The following is a 15,468-nucleotide window of genomic DNA, read 5'->3' as shown; positions in this document are numbered from 1 at the left end:
TTGCGCGCACCCCTGACACAGCCCGAGGTAGCCATGAAGATCAGCGCCGATTTCGACAGCGGCAACATCGAAGTCAAGGACGCCAGCAACCCCCGCCACGTCCTTCTCGCCATGCGCCCCGACCTGCGCAGCCACCACTTCCAGTGGTTCCACTTCAAGGTCGACGGCATGACCCCCGGCAGCCGCCACGACTTCAGCCTGGTCAACGCCGGCCAGTCCGCCTACGCCCACGCCTGGACCGGCTACAACGCCGCCGCCTCCTATGACCAGATCAACTGGTTCCGCGTGCCCAGCCGCTTTGACGAGAACGGCCTGCACTTCGGCCTGGAGCCCACCCAGTCGCACATCTGGTTCGCCTACTTCGAGCCCTACAGCCGCGCGCGCCACGACGCCCTCATCCGCCAGGCCGTCGAAGCGGCCGGCGCCGAGATCGTCGCCACCGGCAAGAGCCTCGAAGGGCGCGACATCCCCCTGCTCAAGGTCAGCCGCAACCCCCAGGCCCAGCGCCGCGTCTGGATCATCGCCCAGCAGCACCCTGGCGAGCACATGGCCGAATGGTTCATGGAAGGCATCATCGAGCGCCTCAAGCAGCGCCAGGACCCGGAGCTGGAGCGCCTGCTCGACGCCGCCGACCTCTACCTCGTCCCCAACATGAACCCCGACGGCGCCTACCGTGGCCACCTGCGCACCAACGCCGCCGGCAAGGACCTCAACCGCGCCTGGCAATCGGCCAGCGAAGCGGAGACCCCCGAAGTCCACTTCGTCCAGCAGCAGATGCGCCGCATCGGTGTCGACCTGTTCCTCGACATCCACGGCGATGAGGAAATCCCCCACGTCTTCACCGCAGGCTGCGAAGGCAACCCCGGCTACACCCCGCGCCTCGCCGCCCTGGAAGAAGAGTTCCGCCGCCGCCTCGTCGACATGGGCGCCGAGTTCCAGACCCGCTACGGCTACCCCCGCGACGAGCCCGGCCAGGCCAACATCACCCTGGCCTGCAACGCCGTCGGCCTGGAGTTCGACTGCCTGTCCTTCACCATCGAAATGCCCTTCAAGGACCACGACGACAACCCCGCCCCGGAAACCGGCTGGAACGGCAAGCGATCCATGAAGCTCGGCCAGGCCGTGCTAAGCGTCGCCGCCGCGATGGTCCACCGCCTGCGCTGATCCCCAAGACCCTCCCTGGCAGCCGGGGAGGGCACACCAGGCCAGGCCCTTGCCGCTTCACCGTCCAGGGCGGGCAACTGCTGCGGGCCCCACAGCCGCTTCGAAAGCGCACTGAGTGGCCGAGTGGCGTGTCGCCGACAAAACCGCAGGATCGTACAAGCGCACCGCAACGGCCCTCGCTAGCCTCACAGCTCACCCCATCAGCCAGGAGCCGCGCCGTGCATCAGCCGACCCACCCGAGCATCAACCTGCAGCACAAGCTCTCCCTGTTCAGCGAGCAGTGGGCCCCGAAGGTCATCGCCGAAATGAACGACTACCAGTTCAAGGTCGTGCGTATCGAAGGCGACTTCATCTGGCATTCCCACGCCGACACCGACGAAGCCTTCCTGGTGATCGAAGGCCAACTGCGCATCGATCTCCGCGACGGCGCCGTCCTGCTCGGCCCCGGTGAGCTCTACGTCGTGCCCAAGGGCGTCGAGCACAAGCCCTATGCCGAACGCGAAGTGAAGATGCTGCTCATCGAGCCCCGAGGCGTAATCAACACCGGCGAAGAAGGCGGCGAACGCACCGCGCAGAACGACGTCTGGATCTGACCGCCTGCCAGCCCGTCCCGGGCTGAAGCCCGGGCTACCCGCACCAGCCAACCCCTGCGCCGCGCATCCAACCGCCATGCCCAGCCCGACGCCAAATGGTGGACCGATAATGCGCGGTCGACCCAACGCACGCCTCGCCCATCCAGCCCGGGAACGGACCTGCATGCACCAACGCCCCACAACCCCCGCCACACGGCCTGGCACCCGTAGGATGCGGTGAGCTCAGCGAACCGCATCAACCCCGCGCCGCGCATCCAACCGCCATGCCCAACCCGACGCCAATGGTGGACCGATAAAGCGCGGTCCACCCTACGCACGCCTCGCCCATCCAGCCCGGGAACGGACCTGCACGCACCAACGCCCCACAACCCCCACCACACGGCCTGGCACCCGTAGGATGCGGTGAGCTCAGCGAACCGCATCGACCCCGCGCCGCGCACCCAACCGCCATGCCCAACCCGACGCCAAATGGTGGACCGATAGAGCGCGGTCCACCCTACGCACGCCTCGCCCATCCAGCCCGGGAACGGACCTGCATGCACCAACGCCCCACAACCCCCACCACACGGCCTGGCACCCGTAGGATGCGGTGAGCTCAGCGAACCGCATCAACCGCGCCCGCCCGCCCACGTCACCCCGTAAAACCGCCCGCACCCATCCCACCACCCCAAACGAAAACGGGCCCCGAAGGGCCCGTCTGTCAGCGATTTACCAGGGCGCTTGCCGCCAACTGGCATCGGTGCGCAATGCCGGGTCATCGAGGCTGGAGAGGAAGACCGGCAGGTCCTGCCGGTTGATCCAGACATCCCCCTGCCAGCTCAGCACGTTGATCGGTTGGTTGGCCCAGCACATGTAGGCCCGGCGAGGCGCCGCCTCTGCATCCCGATGGCGATCGTGCAGCGTCGGCACCACCTGCTCGCTCAGCCACTGGCTGATGGCCCGGTGCTCCGGGTGGTGGAAGCGGTACAGCGCCTGGTAGGCCCCGGCATCGCTGATCACCTCCACCTCCTCACGGGCGCCGGACTGGTGCAACAGGAACAGCGCCCGCCGGTGGTGCGGGTCCACCCGCTGGGGCAGGCGATAGGGGCGCAGCGCACCGATCAGCCGCGCGAAATCCTCGGCGACGAACCAGGGGCGGTTGTCGACCATCACGGCACGGAGTTGGTAGGCGTAGCGCAGAAAAACAACGGGGGTATATGCGTCTTGCATGGTGAAGCTCCTCTGGACGGGTTAGGAGCTGCCACTGTTCGCTGTCAATCGAAAGGTGGCAGACCGCGCGGGGTTGACAGACCGGGTCCAGGAACCGGCAGACCGCAAGGGTCTCCCCGCGCGATCTGCCATAGAGCGGCGCAACTGTAAAAGTTGCATACGTGCATGGGCCTACAAAAAACGTACGCCGTTTTTCGTATGCACCAGTGGCGCAATCGCGCCCAGACAACAGGCTGTCAAACCCGGCCGCGGGATTTACCGCGACCGGCGAAGGATAGGGAGGTGGGGCGGGGAGGGCAAGGGGAAACAGTAATTTCCCATTTGTAGACCTGATTTAAACTGGTGTCTCTATAGTTCGGCTATTTTTAAATAGGAAACTGTAATGAAAATAAATACAAGTGACGAGGTCCATAATTTTATTGTTCGGTCTCGCGATTTCTTTATGTAGTTAAGTTCGCGCTCGTAATCCCTGTCATGGAAAAATATACGATTCAGGTCTTCTTTGGTTATGAGGTCCGTATATCGTTCTCTGAAGGATTCGTAGTTTTTCTTGAAGCGCCTTGTTTCTGAGTTTGTTTCAGATACTGCATATATCATGACTAATAATGATATGAGGATGAATAAAATAAAAAGTGTATATGCTGGTGTTGAGAATAAGGGTGAGTTGTCTGATTTGCTGAGGGTTCTTATTAGGAATACTGAAAACACAAATGAATATAAGGAAAATACTGATGTGCGTAGATATGTGGTGATTGTTTTTACGACGTCTGTAGCTTTTTCAGAGATTTTCTGGATCTGATCGGATAGTTTGTTTTTTATTTCTACGTACTGTTTTAGGTTGTCTTTTAGATATATTGCGTAGTTGGATTTTATTGACTCTAGGCAACCCTCTTTAAGTGAAAGTAGGTCGTTGTCAGTTAAGTGGATTGAGATTAGGTTTCTGCTTATGCCTGCTTTGTCAATTATGTTTCCGTCAGTGTATGTCCATTCAAATATTTCGAAATAGACTTGAGTTTTGTTGGTGTTAATTTGATCCAGTGACTGAATTTCAAAATTAATAGAGCTATAGCCCTTCAATGTCAGTGTTAGGGCCCCTTTGGGGTCGATCTTTGAAATGTCTGCTAGGCAAGTTAGTAGAAGAACCAACTCGATTTTGTTGAATGTCTCTCTAATTCCGTTGAGTGGGAATGGTTTGTCAAATTTAAAATCTTTAGGAAGGGGTAGGTTGTTAGTGCCATAAATAGAGCATATCTTTTCCCTGGATTTCTGCTGCGTTACTCTGGAGATGGGTTCGGGGTTTGTAGTTGGTAAAGACGTTTTACTGAAAGGCTTAAATACAAAGAAATCTGTTTTATAGGTCTGATCTAGTTCTAAGCATTCGATTACGTAGGATGAGTTTGTGATGGATTCAATTTTCTCTAAGGTTTCCTTTATGTTTCCATCGCTTATGTATCGAGAGAAATGCTCTAGCGAGTAGACTGAAATAATCCGGTGTTTCGATGGTTTTGTGATCCGAAGAGTGAGTATGCCTTTTATACCGCTTGTTTCTGACCAAAGGCTTAGAGAGTTGCAGAACTCATCTACGCAGGACTCATCTCTGCTGCTCAGTGTGGTGCTTTGATCTGAGTCATCGTGCTCTATAGATAATGTATAACTGTCTAAGTGGTGGATTAGAGACAGGCTTCTAAGAAGCTCCTGCTTATTTGTTGATGCTTCGGATATTCGACGTCGTATAAGTAATTCTTTATTCGTTTCTCTGGTTTCTATGTGTATTGAGTTCGTCGTTATAGTGTCAATAATTCTATTGAGGATCATCCGTTAGTTCCTCTTTATGAAAAGCGTCATAGCCCTCGTCGGAGTAGATTTTGAGATATTTACGTCCGTCGTTTCCGGTGTCAAAGAGGTTTTCGAAGTTGTTAATTTTTCCAGTGATTCGTAAGTCTACGTTTTCGGCTAATTTAATCTGTTTCTTTATTCTGGCTGAGATTATTTTGGGGGCGATAACGAAGTGCGTATCGAAGCCCTTGTCTTTTTCGGGAAGTTGTTTTGCTGCTGTAACTAGGCTGCTTATTTCTATTTCTGAGCTATTTGGTGTGTATCCGCCAATTATTTCGTCAATCATGTCGGGAAATATGCACTGAGGTCGGGTCGTGAAGTAACTCACGAACGCATTTCTCAGGGTCCAGTAATCGCTTTGAGATTTCGGTTGGACTTTGGTTTTTAAGAGTTTTTCAATCGCTGTAAATGCTGCTTGAGTATTTCGCTCTGGTGAGGAAAGTGCTACGAGTGTCAAATAGGCATTCCACCAGTACTCTGTTATTGAGGTGCTGCTGTCACTTATGACAATAGTGGGGTCCAGTTCACCTTCTATAACTGAAAACGTAGCGCATTTTTGCGCTCTCTGTTTTTCTGGTAATCCAGATGCTTTCCGTAAATTGGTTTCGTTTAAGAAGCCTGCGTGATCAATTTTTATTAGAGTTATAAATTCTTTGTTTCCGAGGCTAAAATGCGCGCAGAGAAGGCTGCCCTCCCTCACCGTGGTAATTTTCTCCATCTTCCTCTGGACATAAACTTCGCAGTTAAGAAGGCGAGTTCCCAAGGCAATGGCTGAGGATCGAAAATTGTCCGTCATCAGTTCGTCAATTAGTCCTCTAACTTCGCAGACTTCAGCTGCAAATTTAAAAGCTTGGCTTTTAGTGTTGTTTACAACATCTCGAATAATGCCAGTAAGGTAAGCTTGGATGTCATCTTCCCTGGTTTCATAATATGGAGAACCCAATGAGTTTCCTTTGCAGTCAATCTTCTGAACCACAGCGTTATGAATTATTAGGGTGGGCGGAGGTGGTGGCTCGCTAGGTAGAGGTGTAATGTCGTTATTTTTACTCATGAGGTAGCGCCTTTTAATTCAAAGGTAGAGTGTTGATATGCTGCTTCGCGCCGCTCTGGGCGGCAATCGGTGTTTCACTTGAACGTGAAGAGACCAGCCAGCGCTCCCCGCGCCAGCTGGCCTCTTTCCCATCACTCGCTCTCTTTCACCTCCGCCTGCGACTGCACCACCCCATTCCTCTCATGCCGATACGCACTCACCGCCTCATATACCGCTTTGCGCAGGCGGTTGATGCCGCCGATGGGGCGGTGTTCGGGGAGGGCGTGCCAGGGGTTGAAGGAGAGGTTGTCGCAGAATTCGTTCTGCTCGCGGCTATCGAAGTCCTGGGCGGGGACCTTGATGGTGGCGACGGTCTGGAACGGGGAGATCTTCTCGCTCCATTCCACGCTGGTGTCCTCGATGGGCATGTAGTGCTGCGGGTTCTGCACCTGCACCTGGAGGGCGAAGCAGGCCGGTACGCGATCGAGGGAGAGGCGCTGGTACAGGGCGTTGCGCAGGAAGTTGGGCAGGTCGGTGTTCTGCTTGGGCAGGGTGTACTCGGGGCAGGCATGCGGGTCGGGGATGACGCGGTACTTGATGTTGGCCTGGCCCAGCTTGTACGGGGAGACGGAGCTGTAGACGGTGTCGGTGGGGCTGTCCGGGGCCGGGGCGAGGGTCTGCAGGGCGATCAGCATGTGGCGGATCTCCCAGGTGCGCGGGTCGAGGCTGGGGAAGAAGGCGCCGACCTTCTGGCCGTTGGCCTGGGCTTCGAAGTTGCTGCGGTACTCGGCCACGTCGCGGATGAAGAACACCGGGTGGTTGAACATGACGAAGTCCTGCTCGTTGGCGTGGGCCGGGCTGGGCATGAGCTTCTGGCCGGGCACGTCGAGCAGTTTGATGGCCATGCCGCGTGCGTCGCGGGTGCTGTCGAACTGCGGGTAGGCGTTGCCGTTGGAGAGGCGCATCCAGGCCTGCCAGGTCTTGCCCGGTTCGGCGAGCACGCCGGCGCGCAGGTCGGCGGCCAGGTCGGGCGCCACGGTGACCTCGGCCTTCACGCAGCCATGGGCCTTGGCGTGGGCATCCCGCAGGACGCGGGTGTTGTCGCGGTGCTGCTCCACCACGCGCATGGCGTCTTCGATGATGGCGCGTGCGTCGGCCGCTTCGGTGGGCGGGATCTGCTCCTCGGTGGAGACGGGGCCGGAGAACTTCCAGCCGTAGTAGAGGCTGCCGATGCCCCAGCCGATGAGGCCGACGGCGGCGGTGATGAAGAGGAGCCTGCCGAGCAGGCGTCCGAGCCAGAGCCATAAACGTTTGAGCATGAGCGCTTGGTCCTTGTTGTTGGCTTGCCCGCAGGCGGGTGGTTCTGGGTGGGCGCAGGCCCGCCGGTGGCGGGCCCTGGCTCAGCCCTGGCAGTTCGGCCCGGGCGTCCAGGGGCGCACGGGCTCGGGGGCGAGCTGCGATTCGAGGCGTTCGTTGCCCAGCACCTTGAGGTATTCGATCAGCGCCAGGCGCTCGTCTGGCGAGAGGGCGCGGCCGATCACGCCGTTGCCCCGGCAGCCGTCGCGGAATTCGTGGCCGCTGTTGTGGTTGCCGGTGATACGGGTGTCGAAGAGGAAGCCGCCGGGGAAGGCTTCGGTGCGGAAGCCGGCGAACTGCGGGTCGTACTCGAAGTTGCCGACGTAGAAGGTGGTGGCGCGCTCGTACACCGGGGAGAGCAGTTGGAAGATCGTCGGCACCGAGCCGTTGTGCAGGAAGGGCGGGGTGGCCCAGATGCCGTCCAGCGGGCGGGCCTTGTAGGCGCGCAGTTCACGCACGCCGATGGGCAGGCCGTAGCCGTCCATCTGCTTGCGCTCCTCGCCGCTGATGCCGGCCTGCTCGTAGGCGCGGTTCTCGACGTAGGCAGTGAGGTAGGCCAGGCCCTTGGCGCTGGAGATCCTGGCGAAGTCGATGTCCTTGAGGTCGGCACCGAACAGGCGGACGTCGAGCTGGGCGAGCTGCTCCTTGGTCCAGCCGAGCTTGGTCACGTCGAAGCGGTGGTCGGCGATGTTGTCGGCGGTGGTGGGGTCGGTGCCGATCTCCTGGGTGCTGATCATGCGCAGCTTCCACTCCGGGTCGCGGGTGGGGGCCAGGCGCTTGTCTTCCGGCTGCGGGTTGGGGGCGTGGCAGTAGGCGCAGTTCTCGGCGAACAGGGCGCGACCCTTGCTGGCGCGGGGCAGGTCGATCTTGCCGAGCACCTCTTCCGGCCAGGTCGGCGGTTTGAGGCGCTTGAGGGTCTCTTCCAGGGTGTACAGGTCGCGCACGCGGGTGCTGGAGCTGTAGCGCTGGTCGAGGGGCACGGGTTGGCCGTTCTCCTCGTGCAGGGTGAGGCTGGCGCCCACGCCGAGGGCTTCGCCGATGTTGCGTGCCATGGGCTGCATGGCGGAGCCGTTCCACTGCACCCAGTCGAACTTCCAGATGTCCCACACCTGGGGGTAGCTCACCGGGGCGTTGGCGATGCGGTAGTTGGACGGGTCGATGGCGTCGCCGAACACGCTGTTGGCGATGCGACCGAAGGCGTCGGTGCGGCCGAAGCCTTCCTCGGTGGGGTAGAGGCCACGGTGGGTGTCGTTCCAGGCGGTGCCCAGCAGGCGGTCGAGCACATCCTTGAAGTCGCGGCGCAGTTCGTCCTTGCCCTCGGGGTACTCCTCGCCGAGCACGGTCTTGGCGAAGCGGTTGAACTTGAGCGGGTTGTAGTAGGTGAAGGCCATGCTCATGCCCAGCGCCTGGCCGAAACCGCCGCCCTTGAGGGTGGGCACGGTGGAGGCGAGGGAGTGAAGGGCGGCACCGCCGTCGATGCGGATGGCCTGGCCTTTGTAGTGCAGTTCGCCGGTGTGGCAGGCGGAGCAGGTGATGTCCAGGTACTGCTGGCCGGTGTCGTTGTCTTCATGCCGGGCGAAACCCACGGGCAGGTTGCCGGGGTTCAGCTCGGTGGGCTGCTGTTGCGGGTCGACGAGGAAGCCGAAGCGGGCCAGGTACTCGGGGCGGGCGAACTTCTCGCTGGAGAAGGGCAGCTCCAGCGCGGTGAACCAGTCGTAGCGCAGGCCCTTAACCGTGGTGCCCTGGGGCGTGTAGTAGTAGGTCTGGCGGGATTGCGCGTCCCATTGGTCGAGGTAGTTGACCTTCTCCGGCGCCTGGTAGACGGGGAGATTGGGGTTGGCGATGTAATAGAGGACGACGGCGAGCCCCGCGAGCAGGAGCAGAACCAGCAGGATCAGTGCACGGCGGAGAATGCGCATTCGATACTTCCTTGTACGCTTTTCGGAATTTCTTACGTTATGCCAATCAATTCCTAGGTTGGCAAGGTGCTATTACCTTCATTTGTAAGGGATATTTCTTGTAGGTATTCACGGTTTTTCCCTTCATATCTATTCGCGATAGCGGTTATGGAGAAGGGTTCCATGGCGCGTCAAGGTTCTTGCTAGCGTTACAGGTTGACGCGCCAACATGTTGTTTTTTTTGATAATTCAAAAATTTGGCGCCAAGGACGGGATATGTTGGAAAACATCACCCAGACCCCGAAACGCCTTCTTCTGATCGACCCCTGCGACGAGTGCCAACGGCTGATGCCCAGGCTCCGGGCCAGCGGCTGGACGGTGGAAAGCCGGGACCTGCGCCACGGCTCCGAGCCAGGTTGCGATGTGGGCCTGGTGCGCCTGCGTCGCGAGCACCTGGACCACCCGGAACGCATCCGGGCGCTCATCAGCCGCAGTGGCACCGAGTGGATCGGCCTGCTCGGGCCGGACATGGCCCGCCAGGAGCAGGCTGAGGACTTCGCCGGGGAGTGGTTCTTCGACACCCTGCCGATGCCGGTGGATGCCGGCCGCTTGCAGGGGCTGCTGGGCCGGGCGTTCGGCATTGCGCGGTTGCGTGGGCAGGTGGGGCGCCCGCGCGGCGAGCCGGAGCTGGTGGGCCAGAGCCGGCCCCTGCGGGAGCTGCGCAAGCAACTGGCGCGACTTGCCGGGCAGGAGCGCCCGGTGCTGGTGCTGGGGGAGAGCGGCACCGGCAAGGAGCTGGTGGCGCGCGCGCTGCACCGCACCTCGCGGCGGGCCGAGGCACCGTTCGTGGCCTTCAGGTGCGGGGTGCGTGGCGAGCCGGAGGAAGAGCACGCGCTGCTGGGGGAGGGTGGCGCGGTGGAGGCGGCCAACGGCGGCTGCCTGTTCCTCGACTCGGTGGCGGAGCTGCCGCTGCTGACCCAGCAACGTCTGCTGCTGGCCCTGCGCAGCCATCGCCTGCGCAGGGCAGAGGGCTGGCTGAGCCTGGATGTGCGCCTGCTGGCCGCCACCGACCGGGACCTTGAACTGCTGGCCGAGCAGGGCCGTTTTCTGCCGGAGCTGTACCAGTGGCTGGCCAGCCACACGGTGCGGCTGACCCCGCTGCGCCGCCGCCAGGGGGACATCGCCCTGCTGGCCGAGCACTTCCTGGCGCAGTACGCCATGGCCACCCACGGCCGCCCTCGACACTTCAGCGAGGAGGCGCTCACCGCGCTGGTGCGCCACCACTGGCCGGGCAATGTGCGTGAGCTGGCCGGGCGGGTGCGCCGGGGCTATGCACTGGCGGATGGCGTGCAGGTGGAGGCGGCGGACCTGGGGTTGCACAGCGCGCCGGCCGATGGCGGGGTGATCGGCACGCTGGAGGACTACAAGCGCCGCGCGGAGTACCAGGCGCTGTGCGATGCCCTGGCGCGCTACGGCAACAACCTGAGCCTGGCGGCGCGGGTGCTGGGCATCTCCCGCCCGACCTTCTATCGCCTGCTGCACAAGCACCAGTTGCTGTAGGGCGCCTCAAAAAGCGCAGGCGAGGCCGTCAGCGCAAGGCGCAACGACCAACGGGAGTAACAGCCGAAGGCTGGCCCGAAGGGCGCGCATCAGCGCGTCAAACCGGCGAAAAAGCGCAGCTTACGTGGGGTCAATGAGCATTTTGATCGGACTCGCGCACGAGCCGGTTTTTAACGCCGCGATGACAACGCAGGTAGTTTTCAGAGGCGCTCCGTAGGCGCGTCAGTCCAGCAGCAGCAGGTGCAGCTCGCTCTCGAACTGCAGGTCGCGGCCGCTCAGCGGGTCGCGGAAGGCCAGGGCGCGGGCCAGCAGTTGCAGGGGGCGGGCGTGGTCGTCGTGCTGGTCACGGGCGTCCAGCAGCTCGGGGTAGAACAGGTCATGGAGGATGCCGGCGCCCAGGCCGGCCATTTGCACCCGTAGCTGGTGCTTGCGCCCGGTGACCGGGTAGAGCGCATAGCGCCAGTGTCGGCTGCCGCGTTCGATCACTTCCAGGCGGGTTTCGCTGTTGGGCGGCCCGTCCGTTTCGCACATGCGGAAGAACGGCTCGCCCGGCTCCAGGCGCGTGCGCCGCACCAGCGGGAAATCCAGTTGCGGCAGGGGGGCGGCCACGGCCTCGTAGCGCTTGTGCACCTCGCGTTCGCGGAACAGCGCCTGGTAGGCACCCCGCGTGCTCGGCTCGCAGGAGAACAGCACCAGCCCGGCGGTGTGCCGGTCGATGCGGTGGATGGGCACCAGGTGCGGGTTGCCCAGGCGTTTGGTGAGGCGCGCCTGGAGCGTCTGCTCGACGTATTCCCCGGCGGGCATCACCGGCAGGAAGTGCGGCTTGTCGGCCACCACCAGGTGATCGTCCTGATAGAGCACGCGCTCCTCGAAGGGGATGTCGCGCTCCTGGGGCACCTCGCGGAAGTAGCGCACCAGCTCGCCGGCCCGGTACGGCGTATCGGCATCCAGCGCGCGGCCGTCGGCATCGGTCACCCGGCCCCGGGCCAGGCGGTCCAGCCAGGTGGCGCGGTCGATGGCGGGAAAGCGCGCACACAGCCCATCCAGCAGCGTCGACCAGGGGCCGGGCGGCAGGCGCAGGGTGCTGGGGCGTACGTTGGGGGTGGGCATGGCCGTCTCGGAGCGTCGGGGCGGGCGCGCATTAGGCCGCAGCCGCGGGCGCCGGTCAAACCCGGCGGACGGGCGCCCAGGGCACGCCGGCTGTGGGCCCGAAGTGAAGCGTTACGGTATTTCACCCAAGGGGCTCCCGGCAGGGCACCGGGCTCAGGCTACAATGCCCGACCCGCCGGGGAACGGCGGCCGTCGCAGCAGCTCGGATGCTCGCGCTCGGCGTCCGTCCCGGCCACCCGGATTCGGCTTTGCCTTCAACAAGAGGAACGCAGTATGTCTCGCACTTCCATCACCCTCGGCCTGGCCCTGGCGGCGGCCCTGCTGGCCGGTTGCAGCTCCACCAGCGCCCCGACCGACAAACCTGCCGAGACCCAGGCCGCCCCGGCCACCACCCAGGCGGACCCGACCACCGACGGCCGCTGCTCCTCGGCCCCGGCCCGTGCCCTGATCGGCCAGGCCGCCACCCCGGAGCGCGTCGAAGAGGCCCGCCGTGCCGCTGGCGCCGCCGACGTTCGCGTGCTGAAGCCGGGCAGTGTGATGACCCTGGAGTACAACTCCCATCGCCTGAACCTGGACACCGACAACGCCAACCTGATCAAGGGCGTCAGTTGCGGCTGACCCCGGGCGGCCCTGCGCTGCGGGGCCGCTACCCCAGCTTCATCACCACCACGCCCATCGCGATCACCCCGCACGCCAGCAGCCGCACCGGCGGCATCGGTTCCTTGAGGAACACCCGCCCGATCAGCAGGGCGAACACCACGCTGGTTTCCCGCAAGGCCGAGACCATCGCCACCGGCGCCAGGGTCATCGCCCAGATGACGATGCCGTAGGCCAGCAGCGACATCGCCCCGCCCGCCAGCCCGCCGCGCCAGTAAGGCCCCAGTTGCCGCAACACGCCCGGCCCCCGCTGCACCACGATGGCCACTGTCATCACCGCCCCGTTCACCGCGAACAGCCACACCGCGTAGGACAGCGCATCACCATTGCTGCGTGCGCCCTGGGCATCGGCCAGGGTGTAGCCGGCGATGAAGACAGCGGTCAGCAGCGAGCAGGTCAGCATGCCCCGGCTCAACCCCGCGCGGGTGCGCCCACCGCGCCAGGCCATCAGCCAGATGCCGGCCACCAGGGTCAGCAGCCCGGCCAGTTCCGGCAGGCCGAGGCCGTCGTTGAGGAACAGCAGCGAGAGCAGCGCCACCAGCAGCGGTGAACTGCCCCGGGAGATGGGGTAGACCTGGCCGAGGTCGCCGTATTGGTAGGCGCGTGCGAGAAAGTTGTTGTAGCCGATGTGCAGCAGCGCCGAGAGCGCGATCCACGGCCAGGCCGCCGCCTGGGGCACGGCCACGAAGGGCAGGGCGCAGAGCGAGATCAGCCCGGCGGCGAGCTGGATCAGCGTGGCGGTGAGCAGGCGATCGAGGCCGATCTTCAGCAGCGCGTTCCAGCCTGCATGCAGCGCAGCGGCGGCCATCACCACCAGGAATACCGAGGTGTCCAAGCGCGATTTTCCTTGTACCGACGAAGGCGCGGCGCCACCGGGGGCGCCGCCAGGGAGGCGCGATAGTGACACAGCCCGCCAGCCGCGGTGAAACCGCCCCTGGCCTGATGGGCAGGCTCCGTAGGATGCGGTGAGCCCAGCGAACCGCATCGCGCCCATGCGATGCGTTGGCACGCATGTCGTCTCGGAGTGCGGGGCGCCTCTCGTAGCCCGGGCTTCAGCCCGGGAAATCGGCGTCAGGCGGGGCCTCGTCGGTGGATGGAAAGAGCGCCTTCCACCCTACCGGAGCGGGCCACGACGCTCGCCTGATGGACACGCCCCGTAGGATGCGGTGAGCCCAGCGAACCGCATCGCGCCCATGCGTTGGCACGCATGTCGCCTCGGAGTGCGAGGCGCCTCTCGTAGCCCGGGCTTCAGCCCGGGAAATCGGCGTTAGACAGGGCCTCGATGTACCGGTACAGGCCCACGGCGCGATGCGGTGGTGTGCCGTCAGGCGTATCCGAGCAGCAGAAAGACGCCGAGGGCGAGCCCCAGCAGGGCGATGCCGAAGTTGATCAGCGGGCCGGAGTTGACGCTGTAGCCCTCGGGAATCTCGATGGGCCTGAGGGTGCGCAGCACCTTGCGGTACTGCAGCGAGGACCAGCAGGCGCACCAGGCGCCGAGCAGCAGCAGGGCCAGGCCGACCCAGTAGGACGCGCGATTCTGCAGGCTCTGGGCGTGCTCGGGCTGCAGCAGGTGCAGCAGCAGGCCGGTGCGCTCGATGGCGAAACCGAAGGCCATCAACGCGAGGCTGGTGCGGTTCCAGGCGAGCAGGGTGCGCTCGGCGGCGAAGAAGACGCGGGGGTCGTTGAGGTCGGACATCGTCACTCCGGGGCAAGACAGGGCTGGGCAAGCCTGCCATGGATAGCGCGCAGCGGCGAGCCGTGCCGGTGACGGCAAGGGGCCAGCGTTTGACGTTGCCGGTGGGCTCCCCCAAGCTGCGCGCTTCTTTTCTGCCAGCCAGGAACCCGACGTTTGATCCAGTCCCTTTCCCGCCTGCGCCGCCTGTGGCCCTTTGCCCTGGCTCCCTTCCTGCTGCTCGCCGGCTGCGACGACACCCCGAAACCCGAAGCCCCCGAAGCCCCCGTGCTGCCGCGCTACCAGGGCGTGGCATGGGGCGAACTGCCGCCGGTGAGCGATGCCGACCTGCTGGCCGGCTTCAATACCTGGCGCTCTGCGTGCGAACGCCTGGCCCGCGACCCGGTGTGGGGCCCGGTGTGTGCGGAGGCCGTGGGTGTCGCCGATGACCCGGCTGCGGTGCGCGCCTTCCTGCAGGCGCGCCTGTCGCTCTACAGCTTGCGCTCCGGTGAGGGCGAGCGCGGGCTGATCACCGGCTACTACGAGCCCGTCTACCCGGGCAGCCTGGCCCGCTCCGAGCAGATGACGGTGCCGGTGCTGGGCGTGCCGGACGACCTGATCGTGGTGGCGCTGGAGTCCCAGTACCCCGAGCTGAAGGGCAAGCGCCTGCGTGGTCGTCTGGAGGGGCGTGTGCTCAAGCCCTATGACGATGCCGCCACCCTGCGCGAGAAGCCCGATGCCGGTCCGGTGCTGGCCTGGCTGGGTGACCCGATGGACCTGCAGTTCCTGCAGATCCAGGGTTCCGGGCGCATCCGCCTGGAGGACGGCAGCCAGATCCGCGTCGCCTACGCCGACCAGAACGGCCACCCGTACCGCCCGGTGGGGCGCTGGCTGGTGGAGCAGGGCTACCTGAAGAAGGAGGAGGTGAACATGGGCGCCATCCGCGACTGGGCCCGTGCCAACCCGACGCGGGTGCCGGAGCTGCTGGCGAGCAACCCCAGCTACGTGTTCTTCGTCACCCGGCCGGACAGCCCCGAAGGCCCCCGTGGTTCGTTGAACGTGCCGCTGACCGCTGGCTACAGCGTGGCCATCGACCGCAAGGTGATTCCCCTCGGCAGCCTGATGTGGCTGGAGACCACCCGCCCGGACGGCACTCCGGTCACCCGCCCGGTGGCGGCCCAGGACACCGGCGGTGCCATCGTCGGCGAGGTGCGTGCCGACCTGTTCTGGGGCACCGGGGATGAGGCGGGCGAACTGGCCGGCCACATGAAGCAGGACGGCCGCCTGTGGCTGCTCTGGCCCAACGGCGTGCCGTTGCCCGAGGTGAACTAGACGCGGTAGGTAGAGCGAGCGCCCCATCCCGCGCCAGGCGGGATGGGGCTG

At 63.4% G+C, this 15,468-nt stretch carries 13 protein-coding genes; 5 read left to right on the top strand and 8 right to left on the bottom strand.

Annotated features, from left to right (window positions below; all coding sequences use genetic code 11):
* The first annotated feature begins 33 nt into the window (after positions 1-33).
* Both A9G05_RS06635 and A9G05_RS06630 read left to right on the top strand, forming a co-directional pair.
* Complete coding sequence (locus A9G05_RS06635; RefSeq protein WP_069560216.1) at positions 34-1,164, top strand: M14-type cytosolic carboxypeptidase; 1,131 nt, start codon at positions 34-36, stop codon at positions 1,162-1,164.
* Between the two features lie 218 nt (positions 1,165-1,382).
* A complete protein-coding gene (locus A9G05_RS06630; protein ID WP_069560215.1) occupies positions 1,383-1,757 on the top strand; it encodes a cupin domain-containing protein in 375 nt (124 codons plus the stop codon).
* A gap of 708 nt (positions 1,758-2,465) precedes the next feature.
* Here A9G05_RS06630 and A9G05_RS06625 read toward each other — a convergent pair.
* The 5 genes from A9G05_RS06625 to A9G05_RS06615 all read right to left on the bottom strand — a co-directional run bounded on the left by A9G05_RS06625 (position 2,466) and on the right by A9G05_RS06615 (position 9,107).
* Positions 2,466-2,966, bottom strand: coding sequence for a BRO family protein (locus tag A9G05_RS06625; protein ID WP_069560214.1), 501 nt, complete (start codon positions 2,964-2,966; stop codon positions 2,466-2,468).
* 348 nt (positions 2,967-3,314) lie between these two features.
* On the bottom strand, positions 3,315-4,781 hold the full coding sequence (locus tag A9G05_RS27075; protein ID WP_139131091.1) for a hypothetical protein: 1,467 nt from the start codon (positions 4,779-4,781) through the stop codon (positions 3,315-3,317).
* Positions 4,768-5,853 carry a nucleoid-associated protein gene (locus tag A9G05_RS26435; protein ID WP_083272508.1) on the bottom strand — a complete coding sequence of 362 codons (1,086 nt, stop codon included), beginning with the start codon at positions 5,851-5,853 and terminating at the stop codon, positions 4,768-4,770. The genes A9G05_RS27075 and A9G05_RS26435 overlap by 14 nt, the downstream gene beginning before the upstream one ends.
* Positions 5,854-5,984: 131 nt before the next feature.
* Positions 5,985-7,151, bottom strand: coding sequence for a catalase family protein (locus A9G05_RS06620; protein ID WP_069560213.1), 1,167 nt, complete (start codon positions 7,149-7,151; stop codon positions 5,985-5,987).
* 81 nt (positions 7,152-7,232) lie between these two features.
* Positions 7,233-9,107: a di-heme-cytochrome C peroxidase gene (locus tag A9G05_RS06615; RefSeq protein WP_069560212.1), complete on the bottom strand. Its 1,875-nt coding sequence runs from the start codon at positions 9,105-9,107 to the stop codon at positions 7,233-7,235.
* 255 nt (positions 9,108-9,362) lie between these two features.
* Here A9G05_RS06615 and A9G05_RS06610 point away from each other — a divergent pair, with 255 nt between their 5' ends.
* Positions 9,363-10,646 carry a sigma-54 dependent transcriptional regulator gene (locus A9G05_RS06610; RefSeq protein WP_069560211.1) on the top strand — a complete coding sequence of 428 codons (1,284 nt, stop codon included), beginning with the start codon at positions 9,363-9,365 and terminating at the stop codon, positions 10,644-10,646.
* A 222-nt stretch (positions 10,647-10,868) separates the two neighbouring features.
* Here the strand turns inward: A9G05_RS06610 and A9G05_RS06605 are convergent, their stop codons facing one another.
* Positions 10,869-11,756: a pseudouridine synthase gene (locus A9G05_RS06605; RefSeq protein ID WP_069560210.1), complete on the bottom strand. Its 888-nt coding sequence runs from the start codon at positions 11,754-11,756 to the stop codon at positions 10,869-10,871.
* A gap of 273 nt (positions 11,757-12,029) precedes the next feature.
* Between A9G05_RS06605 and A9G05_RS06600 the strand changes: the two genes are divergently transcribed.
* Positions 12,030-12,374 carry an I78 family peptidase inhibitor gene (locus A9G05_RS06600; protein ID WP_069560209.1) on the top strand — a complete coding sequence of 115 codons (345 nt, stop codon included), beginning with the start codon at positions 12,030-12,032 and terminating at the stop codon, positions 12,372-12,374.
* A gap of 28 nt (positions 12,375-12,402) precedes the next feature.
* On the opposite strand, the gene A9G05_RS06595 is transcribed toward A9G05_RS06600, so the two are convergent.
* Both A9G05_RS06595 and A9G05_RS06590 read right to left on the bottom strand, forming a co-directional pair.
* A complete protein-coding gene (locus A9G05_RS06595; RefSeq protein WP_069560208.1) occupies positions 12,403-13,248 on the bottom strand; it encodes an EamA family transporter in 846 nt (281 codons plus the stop codon).
* 489 nt (positions 13,249-13,737) lie between these two features.
* The gene (locus tag A9G05_RS06590; protein ID WP_069560207.1) at positions 13,738-14,109 is read right to left on the bottom strand and encodes a YidH family protein; all 372 of its coding nucleotides are present in this window, start codon (positions 14,107-14,109) and stop codon (positions 13,738-13,740) included.
* Between the two features lie 153 nt (positions 14,110-14,262).
* Here A9G05_RS06590 and A9G05_RS06585 point away from each other — a divergent pair, with 153 nt between their 5' ends.
* Entirely contained in the window at positions 14,263-15,417 is a 1,155-nt protein-coding gene (locus A9G05_RS06585; RefSeq protein WP_069560206.1) for a murein transglycosylase A, read from the top strand.
* Positions 15,418-15,468 lie beyond the last annotated feature (51 nt).

It is taken from the genome of Pseudomonas sp. ENNP23 (assembly GCF_001728945.1).
Taxonomy (GTDB): Bacteria; Pseudomonadota; Gammaproteobacteria; order Pseudomonadales; family Pseudomonadaceae; genus Metapseudomonas; species Metapseudomonas otitidis.
Note: the sequence above shows the minus strand (reverse complement) of the source record. Positions and strands in the feature narration are given on the sequence as shown.